The sequence below is a fragment of the Spiroplasma citri genome (assembly GCF_001886855.1).
Lineage (GTDB): Bacteria > Bacillota_I > Bacilli_A > Mycoplasmatales > Mycoplasmataceae > Spiroplasma > Spiroplasma citri.
This window is the reverse complement of the sequence record NZ_CP013197.1, coordinates 1,378,364-1,399,486: the sequence shown is the minus strand read 5'-3', so window position 1 is coordinate 1,399,486 and position 21,123 is coordinate 1,378,364. Positions and strand designations below refer to the sequence as shown.

Genomic DNA, 21,123 nt, shown 5'->3' with positions numbered 1-21,123 from the left:
TTAGCAAAAGTTGATTTTTATTTACAAAGGTTACAAAATAATTTAGTTCATGACTAAAGGTTTATAATAATATATAGGTCACTTTCGCCTCAATAACCGTTAGTTGTTGTTGATAAAACTAATTCATCATTTTCTCTCATTTGTTGATATTTTGTATGAAAATCAGAATAGTGTTCATATATTAAATTAGGAATAATTTTAATATTATCGTTTGTAATTGAGCCTCCTGCACCAGAATGATCTGCTTCGGGGATATTTTTAATAGTTGTATTTAATCATGCCATAAAGTCTGGTTTCTGTTTCTTTTCAAATTTATTTACTATTTCTTCAACTTGATAAAAACTTAATTTAACTTTTAAAATATCGGGTGCTAAAAATTTATATCATTTTTCAAAAATTTCATCTTTCATTATTTTGTTTTTATCTATTAATAAATAAATATCATTAAAATATTGTTGAATATAAATATTATCATTCATTTTATCAAAATAAATTTTTCTGATACCCTTTTTTGTAATTGTATTTAATTCTATAGTATTTATTTCTTTATTTTTTAAATGATAAATCATATCATTTTCGCCGGCAAGATAAAGTTCATTATTTGCAGTTGCTATTAATGAGATTTTTCCTCGTACTTCATTTATGTGCTTTGGATTTGTTGCGCCATCTTTTAATACATAAGCACCAAAATCAGTTCCAAAATAAACATAATTGTTAATGATTTTTATTGTTCAAACATTTTCATTAACGTTATTTATTTTAGTGGCGGTTGTTTCACCATGTTTTAAAACATAGAGACCATAATTTGTGGCAAAATATACATTATGATTTTCAGCAATTTCTAATAAATGAACGCTTACAAGATCAAGACCACTTATTTTAGTGGCGGTTGTTTCACCATTGTTTAAGATATAAGCACCTTTTTTAGTTCCAATGTAAGTAATATTTTTATAAAAAGTAATTGTTTTAGTTAATTCATTAATTCCATTAATTTTTTGTTTTTTTGTTTTCTTATATTTTAAATGATAAAGTTCATTTTTAGTACCCATAAAACTATTACCTTTATCATAAAAACCAATAAATTGGACTGTTTCTTTATTAATTTTTATTAATTTAGCATATTTATTTTCATTATTAATAAAGTTTGTCGAAACTTCATTATTAAACCTAACGGCAGTAATTGCACCTATTCCATTAAAAATAGCTGTTGACATTGTTAAGACACTTAATAATTTTTTCATATAATTTTTCTGCTCCCTTCTTTTGTTATATTAATTAAAATTATTTTTAAAAAAGTAAAGATAATCAATTATTTCCATAGAAACAAAAATGATATAGGTGTTATTATAAAATTTTATTATGGAAATATTTATTATTTTTATAGTATTCAATACTTCCAATTTTAATTTAATTAATATAACAGCTTTTGATTTAGTAATTGTATTTTAGCATTAAAAAAACGAAAATATTTTTTAATTGTTTTAAAAATAAAAAAAAAGAAATGTTTTTAAACATTTTCTCCATTTAATAATTTTTGTAAATAATCACCAACGCCGCCTTCATCATTAGTCAAGTGCGTAATTCCCCGAGCGTTAGTTTTTAAATTATCATTGCCATTTTTCATTGCGATTCCATAACCAACATTTTGTAATAGCTCTAAATCGTTCATTTCATCACCAAAGGCGATAACATCACGAATATCAACATTATAATATTGTGCTAAGATATTAGCTGCAAATCCTTTTGAAACAAGTTTATTTGTGATATTAATCATTGTTTGAGTTTGACCGCTGCTATAATGACCGATGTTAACTTGGACAGAGTTTTTAAAGTTTTCAAAAATTCGTAAAATTTGGTCTTTTTCATTAGCATTGTTTAAATATAAGGCCATATTACTAGCTGGACCTTTTCAAGCAGTGTAAGGATTGGCAATAAAATATTCATCATCAGCAACATCATCAAGATGAAAGTAATTTTCAATTGCTTCATCTTTTTTTCAACAAATTGCTTTATCATAATGTTCAATTAAGACATTTGCAACAATATTTTTAACATCAGGATGGTTGATAATACTCATAATAACATCATAAGAAATTGAAAAAACTAAACGCTTAAACTCTCGTTTCAATGGGTCATGAATATGGCCACCATCAAAGTTTGTTAACAAGGTGTCTAGCCCTAATTCACGATAAAAGCGAATACTTGCTCGATGAGGACGACCAGTTGTAATACATACTTTATGCCCAGCTTTAACAGTTTCTTTGATAACATCTTGTGTTTTTGGATGGATTGTTTTTCCATCATTCATTAATGTTGTACCATCTAAATCAATTAGAATTAAACGTTTTTTATTTAGGTGTTGTAATTTCATGGGACTCCTTTCTAAAAAATAATTATGTTTCTAATCCCTGTATCTCTTATTATATCTAATATTTTTATATTTATATTATTTTTAAAAATTTAGCAGTATTTAATTGACTTTGCTAATTAGTATGATAATATATAATTGTAAAATTAGCAAACAATAACAGAGAGTGCTAAAAATTAAAGGAGGCAAAAGTATGGATTTAACACAACAATATGAACCAGGTAAAGATCCAAAAGTTCTTGAAAAATTTGCCAAAAATCTTAATAAAGAAGCTCTTGCTGGAAAATTAGATCCAATTATTGGACGTGAAGATGAAATTAATCGAGTAATTCGAATTTTGTCACGAAGAACAAAAAATAATCCTGTCTTAATTGGTGAACCCGGGGTTGGGAAAACAGCGATTGTTGAAGGGCTAGCACAGCGAATTGTTAAAGGTGATATTCCTAGTAATTTGAAAAATAAAACAATTTATGAATTAGATATGGGAGCCTTAATTGCTGGTGCTAAATTTCAAGGTGAATTTGAAGAACGTTTAAAAGCTGTCTTAAATAAGGCTAAAGAATCAAATGGTGATATTATTTTATTTATTGATGAATTACATTTAATTGTGGGAGCTGGGAAGACACAAGGCAGTATGGATGCTAGTAACTTGTTAAAACCAATGTTAGCACGTGGTGAGTTGCATTGTATCGGTGCAACAACTTTAGATGAACATCGTTTATATATTGAAAAAGATGCTGCCTTAGAGCGTCGCTTCCAAAAAGTAGTTGTTAGTGAATCAACCATTGATGAAAGTATTTCAATTTTACGCGGTTTAAAAGAACGATTTGAAACCTTTCATGGTGTTAAAATTCATGATAATGCTTTAGTTGCATCAGTTAATTTATCATCACGATATATTACTGATCGATTTTTACCAGATAAAGCAATTGACTTAATTGACGAAGCTTCAGCAACAATTAAAACAGAAATTGCGTCAGTTCCAACAGAATTAGATAATTTGAATCGTCGGATTGTTCAGTTAGAAATTGAAAAAGCAGCTTTACAAAAAGAAACTGATAAGGCATCTAATGAACGGTTAGTTGATATTGAAAATGAATTAAAACCATTAAAAACAAAACAACAAAAATTAGATATTCAATGAAATTCGGAAAAAGAAAGTATTACTAAATTAAAAAACCTAAAGTCACAAGTTGAACAGTTAAAAAAAGAATTAGATCAAGCTCAATTAAGTGGTGATTTTAATCGTGCTGGTGAAATTCAATATGCTTTATTACCAAAACTAGAAAAACAATTAAATGAACAAGAAAAACAAGCTTCAGGTTCACACCTTTTGAAAGAAGATGTAACTGAACATGAGATTGCAGCAATTGTTGGAAAATGAACTGGTATTCCAGTTGAACGTTTAGTAGAAACAGAAAAAGCAAAATTATTGAATTTAAGTAAGATTTTACGTCGCCGTGTTCGAGGGCAAAATGAGGCAATTCAAGTAGTTGCCGATGCAATTATTCGTAGTCGAAGTGGAATTAAAGATCCAAATAAACCAATTGGTAGTTTCTTATTTTTAGGGCCAACTGGAGTTGGAAAAACAGAAGTTGCCCGTAGTTTAGCATATGTTCTTTTCAATTCAGAAAAACAAATGGTACGATTAGATATGTCTGAATATATGGAAAAACATTCAGTAAGTAAATTAATTGGGGCGCCGCCAGGCTATGTTGGTCATGAACAGGGGGGACAATTAACAGAGGCTGTTCGCCGAAGCCCATATTCAATTGTTTTATTTGACGAAATTGAAAAAGCACATCCTGATATTTTGAATATTTTATTACAAATTTTAGAAGATGGTCGTTTAACTGATTCATTAGGTAAAACCGTTGATTTTAAAAATACAATTATTATTATGACTTCTAATATTGGATCAGAATATTTATTAAATGAAAATAATGAAGGAGTTGGTTTATTAATTCAAAAAGAATTAGCTAGAAAATTTAAACCAGAGTTTTTAAATCGCATTGATAATGTTGTAACCTTTAATGCTTTGTCAAAAGATGTTATTAAAGAAATTATTGAAAAAGAATTATCTGAATTAACACAACGAATTGAAAATAGTAAAAACATTCGTATTAGTTATTCTGAAAAAGTATTAGAAAAAATTTTAAACGAAGGATATGATCGTGAATTTGGAGCACGGCCAATTAAACGATATATTCAACAAAATCTTGAATCTTTAATTGCTCATGCCATTATTTCAGAAGAAGTTCAAGAGGGTAAATCTTATACAATTGATGTTGTTAAAAACGAAATGGTTATTAAGAATAGCACAAAATTAAATTAGCACTTGCATTCTTTAAATGATAAATTTATAATATTAAGTGTTAGCACTATTTAGTGTTAATTGCCAAATATTTATAAAAATTGTAGAATGGAGGTGCTGGCAGTGTTAACCCAACGACAAGAAAACATTTTAAAAGTAATCGTAGAAGAATACACAAAAACAGCACAACCTGTTGGAAGTAAAGCTATTATGGCTTCGCCCTTAATAGATTCTTCTTCTGCAACAATTCGTAATGAATGTGCAATTTTAGAAAAAGAAGGTTTTTTAGAAAAAGAACATGCTTCATCAGGAAGAATTCCATCAACAAAAGGCTATCGTTATTATGTTGATAATTTGATGGTTGAGAAAAATATTGATGATATTAAAAACCGGATTGAAGCCTTATTTGTTAATCGTAATATGTCAATTAATGATATTCTTGATCAAACAGGCCAAATTTTAAGTGAAATGACAAATTTAACAACAGTTGTTGTTGGTACAAACTTTCAAGAAAAATTATTAAAAAAAATTGAGTTATTGCCAATTTCTGAAACACAAGCAGTTGTTGTCTTTGTTTTAACAAATGGGCATGTTGAGAATAAAATGTTTACAATTGATAAAAATAGTTCAATGAATGATTTAAAAATTTCTGTTGAATTATTTAACACACGGTTAGAAAATACTAAAATAACTGATATTCCAACAAAATTTGAGGTAATTCGTCCAATTTTAGAACAACAAGTAAAACATTATGAATATATTTTAAAACAATTTGTTAACGCCTTAACAAGTATTGTTAAACCAAGTTATTCAACACATGGGATTCAATATATGCTCCAAAATCCGGAGTATAATAACCCAGAACGAATTAAACAAGTTATTCGCTTAATTGAAACAATTTCACCGTTTGATTATTTTAAAAAACAACAGAATAACCCAAACGAAAATCTTGTTTCAATTCAAATTGGGAATGAAACAGGTTTTAACAATGATGATATGGCTTTATTGACAACAACTTATAAGGTTGATGATATGCAAGAAGGAGGAATTGCTTTGGTAGGACCAAAGCGGTTAGAATATGATAAGCTTTATGAAGTTCTAGAATGATTAGCCTATCGGATTAGAGAAGCATATCAAAAAGAAGATAGAGAGGGTGAGATTAATGAGTAATGAAAAAAATGATAAATCTTCGCCAAACCAATTAAAAGAAAAAATTCAACAATTACGGAAAGAATTAGCAAATAATCAACCTGTTGATTCACTGTCAGAATCATCAAAAACAGCAACAGCGCCGACAGCTGAAGCAAATAATTTGGCGATTATTGAAGATTTAGAACATGAAATTGATTTATTGTTAAAAGACAATTTACGATTGCGAGAAGAAAAATTATTAGCTTTAGCTGATGGTGAAAATTTAAAGAAAAGAATTCATGAAGAAGTTGCTGATATTAAACGTTATCGGGCAGCAGGAATGGCAGAAAAATTATTGCCAACATTAGATAACTTTGAACGTGCTTTGCAAGTTACTAATGTAATACCAGAAGTGAAAAACTTTTTAACAGGTTTTGAAATGATTTATCGTATGTTTAAAACGGTTTTTGAAGAAGAAGGTATTACCGCAATGGAAACAAAAGTAGGAGAACACTTCAATTCTAATTTCCATTTGGCAATTGAAAGTATTGAAAAAACTGATGTTTCATCAGGATGTATTGTTAAAATTTTACAAAAAGGATATATGATTCATGATCGTGTTTTACGTCATGCATCAGTTCAAGTGGCAAAATAACTAATTTAAGAGAGGAAGGTATGATAATATGGCAAAAATTATTGGTATTGATTTAGGAACAACAAATTCATGTGTTGCTGTGATGGAAGGAAAAGATTTTAAAGTTTTAGAAAATCCCGAAGGTCAACGAACAACACCATCAGTTGTTTCATTTAAAAATGAAGAAATTATTGTGGGAGATGCAGCAAAACGACAAGCAGTAACAAACCCAAATACAATTAGTTCAATTAAACGTAAAATGGGAACATCAGAAAAAGTTACTGTTAACAATAAAGATTATACTCCGGAACAAATTTCTGCTGAAATTTTACGTTATTTAAAAAACTATGCTGAAAAAAAATTAGGACAAAAAATTTCAAAAGCAGTTATTACTGTTCCGGCCTATTTTAATGATGCACAGCGACAATCAACAAAAGATGCTGGGAAAATTGCTGGATTAGAAGTTGAAAGAATTATTAATGAACCAACTGCGGCAGCATTAGCTTATGGAATTGATAAAGTTGATAAAGAACAAAAAGTTTTAGTATTTGACTTAGGAGGAGGAACTTTTGATGTTTCAATCTTAGATTTAGCAGATGGAACATTTGAGGTTTTAGCAACTGCTGGGGATAATCATTTAGGGGGAGATGACTTTGATGAAGTTATTATTCAATGAATGGTTGATGAATTTAAAAAGGATAATGGTATTAATTTAAAAACAGATAAAATGGCAATACAACGATTGAAAGAAGAGGCAGAAAAAGCGAAAAAAAATCTTTCTTCACAGTTACAAACTGAAATTGCAGCACCATTTATTACTGCTCGTGATGGAAATCCATTACATTTAAACTTAACATTAACAAGAGCAAAATTTGATGAAATGACAAAAAGCCTTGTTCAACAAACAATTGAACCAGTTCGGAAAGCATTAGCTGACGCGAAATTAAAACCTAGTGATTTAGATCAAATTTTACTAGTTGGTGGAAGTACTAGAATTCCAGCGGTACAAGAAGTTATTAAACGTGAATTGGGAAAAGAACCAAACCGCACAATTAACCCCGATGAAGTTGTTGCAATCGGTGCAGCAATTCAAGGAGGAGTTTTAGCTGGTGATGTAAAAGACGTCTTATTATTAGATGTTACACCATTATCATTAGGAATTGAAACATTAGGAGGAGTTTCAACTGTTTTAATTCCTCGTAATACAACAATTCCAACATCAAAATCACAAGTGTTTTCAACCGCTGCTGATAATCAACCAGCCGTTGATATTCATGTTTTACAAGGGGAACGCAAAATGGCAGCGGATAATAAGTCATTAGGACGTTTCCAATTATCTGGCATTGATCCAGCACCAAAAGGAGTTCCCCAAATTGAAGTTAAATTTTCAATTGATGCAAACGGAATTGTATCAGTTACAGCAAAAGATTTAAAAACAAGAAAAGAACAATCAGTTACCATTACTAATGGTGGAGGATTAACAGAGGAAGAAATTCAACGAATGATTGATGAAGCAGAACAAAATAAAGATAAAGATGAACAAAAATTAAAAAACATTGAATTGCGTAATAAGGCAGAGTCATATCTTTCAACAATTACACAAGCTTTAGAAGGGCATAAGGATAAAATGAATCCTGAACAGTTAAAAACTTCTGAAGAAATGGCCAAAGAAATCAAAGAATTGTTAGAAAAAGAAGACTATGCTGGTTTAGAAGCAAAAATGGTAGTATTAGAACAAGCAATGGCTGAAGCTTCAAAATTCATGAATGATCAACAAGGTGAACAATCTGAGCCAGAAGTTACGAATGATGATGACAAAAAAGATAAATAAGACAATAATGATGACTAAAATTCTTTTAGTTATCTTTTCTTTAAAAGAGAAAGTAGGAAGATGGTAATGGGAAAACGAGACTATTATGAAGTATTGGGCGTTAATCGTAATGCCACTGATGATGAAATTAAACGTGCTTTTCGACAATTAGCAAAAAAATATCACCCTGATGTTTCAAAAGAAAAAGATGCCGAAGCAAAGTTTAAGGAAATTAATGAAGCTTATGAAGTTTTATCTGTTCCAAATAAACGCCGTAATTATGATCAGTTTGGTCATGCTGGAACTGACCCTAACGGCTTTGGTGGCTTTAGTCATGGTTTTAGTAGTACTGGAGATTTTGAAGATATTTTCTCTGGTGGCTTTGGTGGCTTTGGTGATATTTTTGAAAATTTTTTTGGTGGTGGTAAAAAACGCCGTGGTTTTAGTAATCAGCCAATTAAAGGGGAAAATATTGCTGCCCGTGTCACATTAACGTTAAAAGAACAAATGTTTGGGAAAAAAATAAACTTAGATTTAAATATTGATAAAAAATGTGAAATGTGTGATGGAACCGGGGCAAAAGACCCTAAAAAAGATATTCATACTTGTACAACTTGTGATGGGTATGGTTATGTTAACCTAGAACAACGTAGTCTTTTTGGTGTGATTCAATCACAACAACCATGTCCTGACTGTAAAGGGCGAGGAAAAGTAATTACCAATAAATGTTCAAAATGTAAAGGGCAAGGAAATTATCGAGGTAAAGAAACAGTAGAAATTGATTTACCAAAATCAATTTATGAAAATCAACAATTACGAATTCAAGAAAAAGGAAACTACGGTTTAAATAATGGCCGACGAGGGGATATTTATTTAGAAATTTCAGTAAAACCAAATAAATATTTTAAACGAGTTAATGATAACCTTCATTTAAATTTACCAGTATCTTATTTAGATGCTTTACTAGGAGCTGAAGTTAAAGTTCCAACTTTTGATGAGGATGTTTATTTGAAATTACCACCAAATACAAAAACAAATAGTATTTTTAATATTCCAAATCATGGGTTTTTCAAGTCACCAACATCAACCAAACGGGGAGACTTAATTGTTAATGTGATTGTAACAATTCCAACAAAATTATCGCCAGAAGAAAAAACAATTTTACAAAAGTTAAGAAATAATAGTTCGTTTAAAATTACTGATGATTTTTATGAAGATTTATAATTATTAAAAAAAGTTTTAATTATGATATTAAGCATAATTAAAACTTTTTTTATTTTTTTGTTTTTTGTTCTTTTCAACGATAAAAACCATAAATTCCGGTTGTTAAAACATAAGCATTATGATATCCTAATTGTCGTAGCTCTAAGGCTGTTTCACTACTACGATTACCACCATTGCATAATGTAATAATTAATTGGTTTTTGTCTGATAAATAACGAGGTGGATCTTGGAGCAAATCAAAAATATAAACATTGATTGAATTTGGAATTTGTCGTAACGCTTTAAATTCAACATTAGTGCGTACATCTAATAATAAAGCATGATCTTTTTGTGTTTCAAAGATTTCATTATTCATATAGACTGCTTTTTGATTCATCTTACACTCCTTATTTTTTTGTATATTTATATTATATCGTAAATATCAAAATAATGTGTGATAAAATTAAGAAGATTAAGTATAACAGAGAGGATTAAGAGTTTTGATGGCAAAACAAGTATTTAAAAAAATAATAAATAATCAGGAACTAATTGTTGAACATGGTCAATTAGCAAAACAAGCAAGTGGCTCAGTTTTAGTCCGTTATGGTGACACGGTTGTTTTAGTAACAGCAACAGTTAATAACAAACTTAGTGAAGTTGATTTTTTTCCTTTAACTGTTGTTTTTCAAGAAAAATTATATTCAGTGGGAAAAATCCCGGGGGGATTTTTAAAACGAGAAGGGAAACCATCTGAATATGGGATCTTATCAGCACGAGTAATTGATCGTGCTTTACGACCATTATTTTCAGAAAATTTTCGGAATGAAGTTCAAATTGTTATTAATGTTCTTGCTGTTGATAATGACAATGATGTACGAATGGTTAGTTTATTTGCTGCATCATTAGCACTTAGCATTTCTAAAATTCCATTTGCTGGTCCAGTAGCGGGTGCATTAGTAACTGTTGATCAAAAAAATAATATTATTATTAATCCAACATTAGAACAAATTAATGATGGTCAAATGGAATTAATTGTTGCAGGAACTGATGAAGCAATTAATATGGTTGAAGCGGGGGCAAAAGAAGTTTCAGAAAATTTAATGTTACAAGCAATTTTAGCAGGCCATGATGTTATTCAGCAATTAATTGCTTTTCAGCATGAAATTATTGCTAAAGTTGGAGTTCCTAAAATGGAAGTTGAGTTGTTTCAGGTCCGACCTGAAATTATTACTTATGTTAATAATAATTATGCGAAAGATTTAATTACAGCTGCTCGAATTAAAGAAAAAACAAAACGTTATGAAACAATTGAACATTTAATTGAACAAGCAATTAAAAATTATCCTATGCCAGTTTCACTTTCAGAAAAAGAACAGAAACAATTGACAGTAGAATTAAAAACAGCCTTACATAATATTATTCGCCAAGAAGTGCGCCGTCAAATTTTAATTGATAAAACGCGTTTAGATGGACGAAAATTAGATCAAATTCGACCATTAAGTAGTGAAATTGATATTTTACCAGTTGTTCATGGGAGTGCTTTGTTTACTAGGGGTGAAACGCAAGTTTTATCAGTTGTAACATTAGGGGCGTTAGGTGAAAACCAAATTATTGATGGAATTACCGATGAAGAAAGTAAACGTTTTATGCATCATTATAACTTTCCAGCATTTTCAGTTGGTGAAACTGGGCGGATGGGTCCTCCTTCACGGCGAGAAATTGGGCATGGGGCATTAGGTGAAAAAGTATTATTACAAATTATTCCTAGTGAAAAAGTGTTTCCATATACAATTCGCATTGTTTCTGAAGTTTTAGAATCAAATGGTAGTACTTCACAAGCATCAATTTGTGCTGCCACATTAGCGCTAATGGCTGCTGGGGTGCCAATTACAGCTCCAGTAGTTGGGATTGCAATGGGTTTAATTAAAGAAAAAAATAACTATACTATTTTAACTGATATTCAAGGTATGGAAGATCATCTCGGTGATATGGACTTTAAAGTAGCCGGAACGGCAACGGGAATTTGTGCTTTACAAATGGATATTAAAATTGTTGGAATTAACAAAGCAATTCTCCAAGAAGCTTTAAAAGCAGCAAAAAAAGCACGGCTAACAATTTTAGATAATGTTTTGGCAACTATTTCTGCACCACGAACACATTTAGCACCAACAGCACCAAAAATGAAAACATTTATGATTCCTGTTGATAAGATTCGTGAAGTTATTGGTCCAGGTGGGAAGATGATTACGGCTATTATTGAAAAATCAGATGATGTTAAAATTGATATTGAGGATGATGGTCAAGTGACAATTTATCATAAAGAAACAACGGCGATTGAAAAAGCATATCAATTAATTAAAGCAATTGCAATGCCAGTTGTTGTTGGAGAAAAAATAATTGGACCAGTTGTTAAAATTGAAAAATTTGGTGTCTTTGTTCATTTAAAAGAAAATCTTGATGGTTTAATTCATATTTCTAAATTAGCTAAACAACATGTTGAAAAAGCAGAAGATATTGTTCAATTGAATGATATTGTTAAAGTTAAAGTGATAGAAATTGATGGGAAAGGAAAAATTAAGTTACAATTAATTGAAATATTACCTAAAAAGTAACTTAATTTTTAATATTGGTTCTTAAATAAATAACTAAAATATTTGTTATAATTAAATAAGGAGTTAGGAGATTTAATTATGAGTAAAATTGCAATTGATATGATGGGTACTGATTTAGGCATTAAACCAATTATTGACTCTTTGAAAGTTTTTATGAAGAAATATGACGATGTTACTTTTGTCTTAATCGGAGATGAGAAGGAACTGAAGTCTGCCACAGCAGCAGCAAAATTAGATAATACAAAATATGAAATTTTTGCTACAACAGAAGTAATTGCAATGATGGAAGGTATGATGGAAGTTCGTCGTAAGCCAAATAGTTCAATGGTTCGTGGAACTGAATTACTGCGTGATCAAAAAGTAGATGCCTTGGTATCCGGTGGTTCAACAGCGACGTTTTTAGCGGCGTGTCATTTTATTGTGGGGGAAATTTCGGGAGTTTCACGGCCAGCTTTTATGCCTTTTATTCCAACAGTTAACAAAGGGAAGTCTGTTTTAATGTTGGATGTTGGTGCTAATTTAGAAAATGATGCCCAAGATCTTGTTAATTTTGCAATTATGGCTAGTGTTTATGCGCAAGAAATTATGCATAATCCAAAACCAAGCATAGCAATCTTAAATATTGGTGAAGAAGCATCAAAAGGAAAAGATTATCATAAAGAAGCTTATAAATTATTAGCAAATAATAAAAAAATTTTTTTTAAAGGAAATATTGAACCACGTGATATTACTAGTGATGTTGTTGACATTGTTGTAACAGATGGTTTTACTGGAAATATTGCGCTAAAAACGTTGGAAGGAATGGCAAAGAATTTAATGGGTGTTATTAAACAAGAATTAACAAAGAATTTTTATCGAAAATTAAAAGCTTTTTCTTTGCGAAAAGCTTTTCGGGGAGTTCGTGAAACCTTTGATTATCGAAATAATGCAGCAGCATTAGTCTTAGGGTTAAAAGCAATTGCTGTTAAAACTCATGGCAGTAGTGATGCAAAATCATGAATTAGTACTTTAGAATTAACTCGTACGGCAGTTGTCAATGACTTTGTTCAAAAAATGACAGTAAAATTGTTAAAGGGGGATTAATTATACGATGCAGTTTATAAATAAACAGTCGGAACAACTTTTTATTGAATTAAAAGCTTTTTTTAAACAATATCATGTTTTTATTAAAGAACGACAATATTATTTAGAAGCATTAACCCATAATTCTTATGCAAATGAGCATAATTTAAGTTATACTTATCAACGAATGGAATTTTTGGGCGATGCAATTTTAGCAAAAGAAATTTCCTTGTACTTATTTTTAAGTTTTCCTGATAAAAATGAAGGTGAAATTACTAATTTACGTAGTAAAATTGTTCGTGAAGGAACATTAGCAGAATTAGTTCGTCGAATGAATTGAGCACCTTTCTTATTATTAGGTAAAGGAGAAATTAAAACAAAAGGATATGAAAAAAATCGTATTTTAGCTGATATTTATGAATCAATGATTGCTGCATTATATCTTGATTTAGGTGAAGATGTCGTTCGTACTTTTATTAATAATACTCTTATTAGAATGGTTTCTAATCCTGGTTTTTTTGACAAAATTCGAGATTATAAAACTGAATTACAAGAATTTTTACAGGCTGGTGATGCTCGAACATTAGAATATAAATTGATTAAAGAATCACAACCGTTAGAAGGAAATCGAGTTTTATATACTGTGGTTGCAGAAATTGGGGGGATTCGGTATGGTGAAGGATGCGGTTATACTCATAAAGAAGCTGAGCAATTAGCAGCTCGTGATGCATTACAAAAATTAGCAACAAAATCAAAATATCATTTCGAAAAATAAACAAAAATGTAATATGATTAAACTAATTTAAGTATATGGAGATGAAAAGTGATGCGGATAAGACATTTATTTAAGAATTTTTGATTAATTTTTACTAGAAATAGTTTACAAGTTTTAGGGCTATTTTTAATGTTAGGAATTATTATTACCTTGTTTGGCGGAATGATTATGTCAAGTAGTTTAAGTACGGATCAATTAGCATTGATTGGAAACAACTTGTATAATACTAATATTTCACTTCAATTTAATCATAATTTAAAAATTGTTTTAAATAATCAAAATTTATTAATCAAAATTTATCATATGGTTTAAATAATATTAATTATATTAACGATGATGGGAAACTAGATACTAATAAGGTAGAAAGTTCTTATTTTCAGTTAAAACCCAATGGCGAAGATATTTATCAAATTATATTGGATTCAGAAAGTAACCAGCCAGGAAAATGGCTTGCTTCAAACAGTTCAAATTCATATTTTATAGAACAATTAAAGGCAAAAGGTGAAGTAATATTAAACTTTAGTAGTAGTATTGTTCCTGATAGTGCATACTTTTTTAGTAATGCTGATTATCGTGATTAAATTCCGTTATTATTGGTTCAGTTGCTGACCGTGCTTTAATGAACGAAACAATGCGCCTTTACGATAATTTTTAAAGCAGAAAACTTTTATATTCAAAGTGTGCAACCATATTATTGAACAACATCAATTATGGTAAAAGGAAGTTATCAAGAATTTTTAAATTATAAGGCTAGCCGATGATTACCCGCCAATTATTATTAATAGTTCTTATGCTTCACATAATAAAATCAAGCTTTATGACCTTTTTAGTATTTATGGTTTTCAATATCGTGTTATTGGTTTTGCGACAAATGCTTATGTCAATAGTGCGGCAAATGCGTCATCTTTTATTTATAACCTATATTTATGACTTCGTGGTGAAAAATATACAAATTTGTTAACAAAAATAACTAATGATGCACCACAACTTATTAATGGCATCATGTAATCGAAGTGCAACAAATCAATTCTGAAAGGAGTTGATTTTTTATTGAAAAGAAACATTATTTTATTTTGCGGTCCTTAGTAACTAAGTATGGAAAAGATATTGTTATTAATACTGTAAATAAGATAGTAATTAATAATTTAAAAGAAAATGAATAAATTATCCGCGTAATTTATTAGCGGTAATTTATTTAAAGTATTATCAACAGTTTAGCGGTCAGTTTGATTTATCTAAGTTTTTACAGTCGTTTTTTGCAAGTGCTTTGGTGCCAGTGTTTCAAAATCGTAGTTCGTTTATTGAAAATGGATATATTGATAATTTACAATATGATACTGTTTTAGTTAACTTTTTTGCGTTGAAATTGCAAAATTTTAATAATATTTTGTTGAGTGAGAATATTAACGATAAATTGCAATTTGATAAATTATTAAATAGTATGTTTAAGATTTCACAGAAATTTTATACTAATTATTTACGTACGATTTTTGATTTAGAGAATAACACTTATGTTCAAGGTTATAATAAAAAATATGGTTTGTTAGTAAATAATGGTTTTAAAATTTATCCACGATATTTTTATTTTTCGGATAAATATAAGCAATTAGACATTAAATTATATTCAGCATTTAAAAATCGGTTTTATACGATTAATAATTATGGTAGTGTTTTTAATTATGATTTTTCGGTTGCTAATAATTATAATATTAACTCAAATTCGGGCTATGTTTTTGAAGGTGCTTTAAAAGATAAATATGGTTTAAAGTATAAAAAAATTGAAGAACAAAAAATCGGTTATAATGTTTTTGAATTGCAAGCACAAAAAGAGAATGATATGTACTGATATTATGATTTTAATTTTGGGATTTATAACTGACAAGAGATTAATAATGGTGGGTTGTTCCCCGATAAACAATGATGAGAAGTGCAATATGTAACGCCAGAGGGTTGATGAGATTTTGGTGCTCATATTAAAAATGCGGTGATTTGAATTGTCAATACTATTCCCGGTGTTAAACAAGTTAATGAATTAGCGAGTGGTGTTGGTAAGGTTTTTGAAACAGTATATAGTTTTTTTAGTCAAATATTTGAGGTATGAAAATTTAATCCAGCATTGTATAGTACAATAACAAATATTTTTTTATTAATTATTTTTATGAAATTTGTGCGATTAATATAAAAAAGGAACTGTTATTCAGTTCCTTTTTGTTCTTTTCAGTCAGTAATTTCACCGGTATTTTTATCAATGGTTGGTGTTTCTGGTTCATCATTACCATTTCAGCAATAATATGATTTAAAAAGATATCATACACCATTAATAATATGATAAGGCACTCCACTATTATCTCAAATTGATTTATTTGAAAAATTAAATTTTATAACAGAAAAATTATCATTTTGTTTCTTTTTTACAATTCCAATATATCATTTATTATCTGGATTATTATTCAATTTGTCTAATGGAATTAATTTTCAATTACTACCTTCTGGTGGTTGTTGTGGATTATATTGTGGTTCTGGTTTATTATCCTCTCCACCGTTTTCATTATTATTTTCTTTTTTACAACTGATTAGTGTTGTTGTGCTTGTTGCGGTTAATCCGATTGTTCCTATTATGCTAAGTCATTTTTTCATATATATTGCTCCTTTTTATTTTTTTATATATAATTGATTTTATCACATATCAATTATATATCAATTATTCGTATTAAATATTAATTTTATAAGTTAATGAAAGGTATATAAATGTTATGTATAGTCATTTAAGTTTTATTGATAAAGTTAAATTAGAACAATTATTATCAAAAATTTTTTTAAAAAAGAATGGTGAGCAGAATATTTCTGCAATTGCTAAATATTTGAATAGACATCGTAGTACTATTTTACGAGAAATTAAGCGTTTTAAAACTATTGATGAATATAGTGCTTATAAGTCAGATAAAATGTATTATGAGAAAAGAAAAAAGAATAATAAAAGATTTAAGTTTACAGAAGAACAATTAAATTTTATTCATCTGAGATTTAATGTTTATCATGATTCACCATCAGAACTTATTTATCGTTATTTTTTAAAATTTAAAGTTAAATTTCCCGTTTGTGTTAAAACATTGTATAAATGAATTCGTTTAGGTTTTTATGGTTTTTTAAAACAGAATTTACGACACCATGGTAAAAAATACAAAAGAAAAGGAAAATCTGATAATCGTGGTAAATTAACTGATTTTAAGTCAATTTGAGATATTGATAATAAAGTTTCTAATGTTGGATGACTTGAAATGGATACAGTGGTTGGTAAAGACCATAAATCTGCTATTTTAGTTTTAGTAGAACAATTAAGTAAAAAATATTTTGCAATAAAATTAGAAAATCATACTGCTAGGGAAGTTGAGAAAAAGTTTAAAGATATTATTATAAAAAATAATTTAATTGGAAAAATAAAAGGAATAATAACAGATAGAGGGAAAGAATTTAGTAAATGAAGAGAAATGGAAATATTTGCTGAAACACAAGTATATTTTTGTGATGCTGGTTCACCACAACAAAAACCTTTAATTGAATATATGAATAGTGAATTAAGACATTGATTTCCTAAGGGAACTGATTTTAATAAAGTTAGTCAAAAACAAATAGATTGAGTAGTTAATGTTATAAATGATAAACTCCGACCGTGTTTAAATTGAATAAGTTCAAAAGAAATGTTTTTGCAGAATATATAAACAATAAATATTTAAAAATGTATATTAAATTATAAAATATGTCATTAAAATAATAAAATATGTATTTATTAATTAAAATTAATAAATTATTTTTTAGTTTGTTTAAATATTGATAAAATAATTAATTTTTTTAAATTTATGGTTGATTTTTGTAATTTTTATTATACTATTTAATTAATAAAGATTTCTTGCATTTCATTTTACATAATTCAAATTTAATAAACTGATATAAAAAAACAATATTTTGAAATTTTGTTTTTTTTATTTTTTTAAAATACGGTATGATTGATATAACGGAGAGGAACGTGATTGAAAAATGTTTAATTTAACACAAATAACAGGATTAGTTTATTTTATTTTTATTATTGTAATTGCATTGCTTCTTGTAGGATGATTAGTATTTAGACTTATTTTATTAATTTTTAAAAAGAAAAAAACAACATTAAAACCGCGTATGTTATTGCGAAAAATGTTAGATGACAATGATTTACAAGATGTTAATATTGGAGAACAAAGGCATATTGTTAAAGCACAAAATTTTTCAAAAATAAGTAATGCTGTCATTATTCGCCGTGCTGATGATAAAGATCAAAGTATTGTTAAAATTTATGATATGATTTTTCATTTTTATTATGTTTATAATCAAAAAACAAAACAATCAAAATGCTTTTTTTGATTAAAATTTTTGTCATGATTTTTGATGTTTACAATATTTTTATTTATTATAGCGACAATTTTAGTTATTTTAATACAGTTTTTAAAAGAAAATGCTGCTATTAATGCAATAGACATTACAGTTCAAATTATATCTATTATGGGTATTATTTATTTGATTTTGGGATGATTTTGTTGAGCAAATTTAGTAGAAAATTATCGTCAAGATTTAATAGCATTAGCCACAGACTATTTACCAACAGAATTTATAAAGTCTTTTAAAACTTATACTAGTTTTAAAGCTTTTTTCGCTTTTTCTGAAAATGTCATCTGTTTTTACTAGTAATATGGCCTAGTGTTTCTACGTCTTACCATTTATAAAAAGACTCTATAGGTTAATGCTTTATTTTTGCATTAACTTATGTTAATTAAACAAGGTTAATGTTTTTTATTTTTACAATAGAGCTAAACGGAGAAATAAATTATATGTTTAAAAAAATTGAAACTTTTTTAGATTTGGTCATCTAAAAACAACATTTAAAAAAGAAATTATTGGTGGTCTAACAACATTTTTAGCAATGTTATATATTTTGTCAGTGCGACCTAATATGCTATCTTCTGCACCAGATATTAATCATCTAACTAATTCAAATCAAAATATGGCTTTTGGAGGGATTTTTATTGCAACAGCAATTGGTGCTTTTATTGCCACTTTAATTATGGGTTTATCAGCGAATATGCCAGTTGGATTAGAACCTGGGATGGGACTAAATGCTATTTTTACTTTTAATGTTGCTAATAATGGTTTGGGATACCAAGGGGCTTTAATTGCTGTTATGATTTCAGGAATATTTTTCTGTCTTATTTCAATGACTAAGTTACGAACAATTATTAACTGGTGATAATGGAATTAAAAGTATTCAATTAACATTATTAGGTAATAATGGTTTTACTGCACCAATTATTTTTGGTCGCCCTATTGAAAATTTAGGGAAATGAAATGAAAAAGTATATCCTCAAAGAAGATTATTTATTGATAATTTAAAAATGCCAGTTGCTGATTCATTAACAAAACCTTCTAAACCATTAACTACTTATTTACTAACAAATGGAATTCCTGCTATTAATGGTCAATATGATAATTGATTAAAAAGAAAACAAGGTCAATCTAACCAAGAAATTAAAAAGAATTATGAGGGATACTTAAATACAGATAGAAAATTAACCCAAGCAACTAACCCAAATAATTTAACAATTAAAGATGTTGCTTTAAATTATAAAGGTAATAAAGTTATTAAAGATTTTGATGTTAGAGCAAATTGTTATTTTAAATATAATGTTGATATAGGATATAACACAATTAATCCAAGTAAAAATCGTGGGCAATTAAAAGATATGTTAAATTTATTTAGTGTTATGGTTAATCATATTATTAGTTTACCAATAGATGTAACAGAAAGTATTGCATGAACTCAAAGAGATATTCCGATTGTTGGTAAATTTTTAAATGCAATAAGTTTAGGTATTCCGATTTATTGAAAAACTATTGATAATAATACTAATAATTTATATCCAAATATTAAAACAGGAATTCCTTTATTTATTGGTAAAGCAAATTATACATTTTATGATGAAAGTTATTGACCTATTGTTGAAGATAGTACTAGGTCACAAGCAAAAAATCAAGGCAATATTCCCTTAGGTGCATTTAGATATAATACTCAAGATGAGGTAAATTATATAATCGGTGCTAGTGCAAGTGATACAAGTTGAACATTTACATTAACAGATAAAATAATAGCATCATGTTGATCTAAAAAAACTAAAAAAGAATATGGAAAATATTATAAAATTAGTAGTGTTATGATACCACAATCATTTTATGAAGAAGATAGTATTTATTTAATTAATGAAGAAAGTGTATCATTACCTACAATGGAAAGTGAAAATTTATTAACTGATATTGTTGGTAGTGGTCGTTATATAATTGATGCAGTTGGTTTTTATAATTTAGGTAAAACTGCCTGTCGTATTTATATGTTTTCTGATGATATTAATATATATGACCCATATTCAATTATGAGTTATTTTGTTAGTTTACAAACTACAAGTTTATATAATAATTCAGTCCGAGATTGATTAACTCTTTATTCACTTAGTTATTTAGACCAATATATTGATGATGATATCGTACATGAATGACCTGTTAAATTACCAGATCCACCACCAAGTATTAATTTCTATCCAGTACAATTAATATTAAACAAAGCAGATAGTAAACTAAATGCTAAAAGCACATGAGGTGGATGATCCGCTACACCTGATAATAGAACATATTCACAAGATATTTTATTATTTGATTTTGGAACATTTGGATCAACTGATTGACAACAAGTTAAAGATAATTATGATGAATTTGAGTTTGGAAATGATGGATTTATAAGAATATGAGGAAGACCAAGTGGCAATCGCCCTAATGGTAATTATGTAAATAAATCATTAGCGGAAAGATATATTATTAAAATAAAAAATATTAATGAAAGTGGATATACTATTTTTAATAATTTAGAAGAAAAAAATTATCCATGGCACCCCAACCGAGATTATTCAGGTTATCATTTTAAAACACAAATTGTATTTTACAATGAGGGTATTAAATTAAAAATGCGAGTTTTATATGAATTATTTGTTAAAGGTGGTAATTATGAAATTTTAGGTGAAACTGTTGAAGCAAATTTTGAAATTAATACTATGGCAGTAACAAATATTACTTTAAAGAAAAAATAGGTTTTTATACCTATTTTTTTATTCTCCATTAATAATAAAGAAGCGGGAATAATT

The 21,123-nt window shown here is 28.1% G+C and carries 19 protein-coding genes and 1 pseudogene; 16 read left to right on the top strand and 4 right to left on the bottom strand.

Features of this window, described 5'->3' with window-relative positions; all coding sequences use genetic code 4:
• Nucleotides 1-53: 53 nt before the first annotated feature.
• Both SCITRI_RS08250 and SCITRI_RS08245 read right to left on the bottom strand, forming a co-directional pair.
• Nucleotides 54-1,241, bottom strand: a complete 1,188-nt coding sequence (locus tag SCITRI_RS08250) for a hypothetical protein (RefSeq protein ID WP_071937907.1) — start codon at nt 1,239-1,241, stop codon at nt 54-56.
• Between the two features lie 266 nt (nt 1,242-1,507).
• On the bottom strand, nt 1,508-2,371 hold the full coding sequence (locus tag SCITRI_RS08245; protein ID WP_004027821.1) for a Cof-type HAD-IIB family hydrolase: 864 nt from the start codon (nt 2,369-2,371) through the stop codon (nt 1,508-1,510).
• A gap of 190 nt (nt 2,372-2,561) precedes the next feature.
• On the opposite strand from SCITRI_RS08245, the gene SCITRI_RS08240 reads away from it, so the two are divergent.
• The 5 genes from SCITRI_RS08240 (at nt 2,562) to dnaJ (ending at nt 9,481) form a co-directional block, all read left to right on the top strand.
• Nucleotides 2,562-4,703 carry an ATP-dependent Clp protease ATP-binding subunit gene (locus SCITRI_RS08240; RefSeq protein WP_071937906.1) on the top strand — a complete coding sequence of 714 codons (2,142 nt, stop codon included), beginning with the start codon at nt 2,562-2,564 and terminating at the stop codon, nt 4,701-4,703.
• A gap of 102 nt (nt 4,704-4,805) precedes the next feature.
• On the top strand, nt 4,806-5,852 hold the full coding sequence (gene hrcA, locus SCITRI_RS08235) for a heat-inducible transcriptional repressor HrcA (protein ID WP_071937905.1): 1,047 nt from the start codon (nt 4,806-4,808) through the stop codon (nt 5,850-5,852).
• Nucleotides 5,845-6,468 (top strand): nucleotide exchange factor GrpE, encoded by a 624-nt coding sequence (locus tag SCITRI_RS08230; protein WP_071937904.1) that lies wholly within the window; start codon nt 5,845-5,847, stop codon nt 6,466-6,468. Before hrcA ends, SCITRI_RS08230 begins: the two co-directional genes overlap by 8 nt.
• Nucleotides 6,469-6,496: 28 nt before the next feature.
• Complete coding sequence (dnaK, locus tag SCITRI_RS08225) at nt 6,497-8,278, top strand: molecular chaperone DnaK (RefSeq protein ID WP_071937903.1); 1,782 nt, start codon at nt 6,497-6,499, stop codon at nt 8,276-8,278.
• A gap of 66 nt (nt 8,279-8,344) precedes the next feature.
• Nucleotides 8,345-9,481 carry a molecular chaperone DnaJ gene (gene dnaJ, locus SCITRI_RS08220; protein WP_071937902.1) on the top strand — a complete coding sequence of 379 codons (1,137 nt, stop codon included), beginning with the start codon at nt 8,345-8,347 and terminating at the stop codon, nt 9,479-9,481.
• Between the two features lie 49 nt (nt 9,482-9,530).
• Here the strand turns inward: dnaJ and SCITRI_RS08215 are convergent, their stop codons facing one another.
• On the bottom strand, nt 9,531-9,857 hold the full coding sequence (locus SCITRI_RS08215; RefSeq protein WP_071937901.1) for a rhodanese-like domain-containing protein: 327 nt from the start codon (nt 9,855-9,857) through the stop codon (nt 9,531-9,533).
• A gap of 106 nt (nt 9,858-9,963) precedes the next feature.
• Here SCITRI_RS08215 and SCITRI_RS08210 point away from each other — a divergent pair, with 106 nt between their 5' ends.
• The 7 genes and pseudogenes from SCITRI_RS08210 to SCITRI_RS08190 all read left to right on the top strand — a co-directional run.
• Nucleotides 9,964-12,072, top strand: coding sequence for a polyribonucleotide nucleotidyltransferase (locus tag SCITRI_RS08210; protein ID WP_071937900.1), 2,109 nt, complete (start codon nt 9,964-9,966; stop codon nt 12,070-12,072).
• Between the two features lie 78 nt (nt 12,073-12,150).
• Complete coding sequence (gene plsX / locus SCITRI_RS08205) at nt 12,151-13,155, top strand: phosphate acyltransferase PlsX (protein ID WP_071937899.1); 1,005 nt, start codon at nt 12,151-12,153, stop codon at nt 13,153-13,155.
• Between the two features lie 7 nt (nt 13,156-13,162).
• A complete protein-coding gene (gene rnc, locus SCITRI_RS08200) occupies nt 13,163-13,909 on the top strand; it encodes a ribonuclease III (RefSeq protein WP_071937898.1) in 747 nt (248 codons plus the stop codon).
• Between the two features lie 51 nt (nt 13,910-13,960).
• Complete coding sequence (locus SCITRI_RS11770; protein WP_237237920.1) at nt 13,961-14,221, top strand: hypothetical protein; 261 nt, start codon at nt 13,961-13,963, stop codon at nt 14,219-14,221.
• A gap of 104 nt (nt 14,222-14,325) precedes the next feature.
• A complete protein-coding gene (locus SCITRI_RS11765; protein ID WP_237237919.1) occupies nt 14,326-14,490 on the top strand; it encodes a hypothetical protein in 165 nt (54 codons plus the stop codon).
• 432 nt (nt 14,491-14,922) lie between these two features.
• A complete protein-coding gene (locus tag SCITRI_RS10360; protein WP_155522119.1) occupies nt 14,923-15,072 on the top strand; it encodes a hypothetical protein in 150 nt (49 codons plus the stop codon).
• Nucleotides 15,073-15,113: 41 nt separating this feature from the next.
• Nucleotides 15,114-16,091: pseudogene (locus SCITRI_RS08190) on the top strand (spiroplasma phage ORF1-like family protein); the annotation flags it as partial.
• A gap of 11 nt (nt 16,092-16,102) precedes the next feature.
• Here the strand turns inward: SCITRI_RS08190 and SCITRI_RS11760 are convergent.
• A complete protein-coding gene (locus SCITRI_RS11760) occupies nt 16,103-16,546 on the bottom strand; it encodes a lipoprotein (protein WP_071937897.1) in 444 nt (147 codons plus the stop codon).
• 116 nt (nt 16,547-16,662) lie between these two features.
• On the opposite strand from SCITRI_RS11760, the gene SCITRI_RS08180 reads away from it, so the two are divergent.
• From SCITRI_RS08180 to SCITRI_RS11755, 4 genes are all read left to right on the top strand, one after another.
• Nucleotides 16,663-17,628: an IS30 family transposase gene (locus SCITRI_RS08180; RefSeq protein ID WP_071937896.1), complete on the top strand. Its 966-nt coding sequence runs from the start codon at nt 16,663-16,665 to the stop codon at nt 17,626-17,628.
• A gap of 316 nt (nt 17,629-17,944) precedes the next feature.
• On the top strand, nt 17,945-18,625 hold the full coding sequence (locus SCITRI_RS08175; protein WP_071937895.1) for a hypothetical protein: 681 nt from the start codon (nt 17,945-17,947) through the stop codon (nt 18,623-18,625).
• A gap of 235 nt (nt 18,626-18,860) precedes the next feature.
• A complete protein-coding gene (locus SCITRI_RS08170) occupies nt 18,861-19,187 on the top strand; it encodes a solute carrier family 23 protein (RefSeq protein ID WP_237237918.1) in 327 nt (108 codons plus the stop codon).
• Nucleotides 19,111-21,069, top strand: a complete 1,959-nt coding sequence (locus tag SCITRI_RS11755; RefSeq protein ID WP_237237917.1) for a hypothetical protein — start codon at nt 19,111-19,113, stop codon at nt 21,067-21,069. The genes SCITRI_RS08170 and SCITRI_RS11755 overlap by 77 nt, the downstream gene beginning before the upstream one ends.
• Nucleotides 21,070-21,123 lie beyond the last annotated feature (54 nt).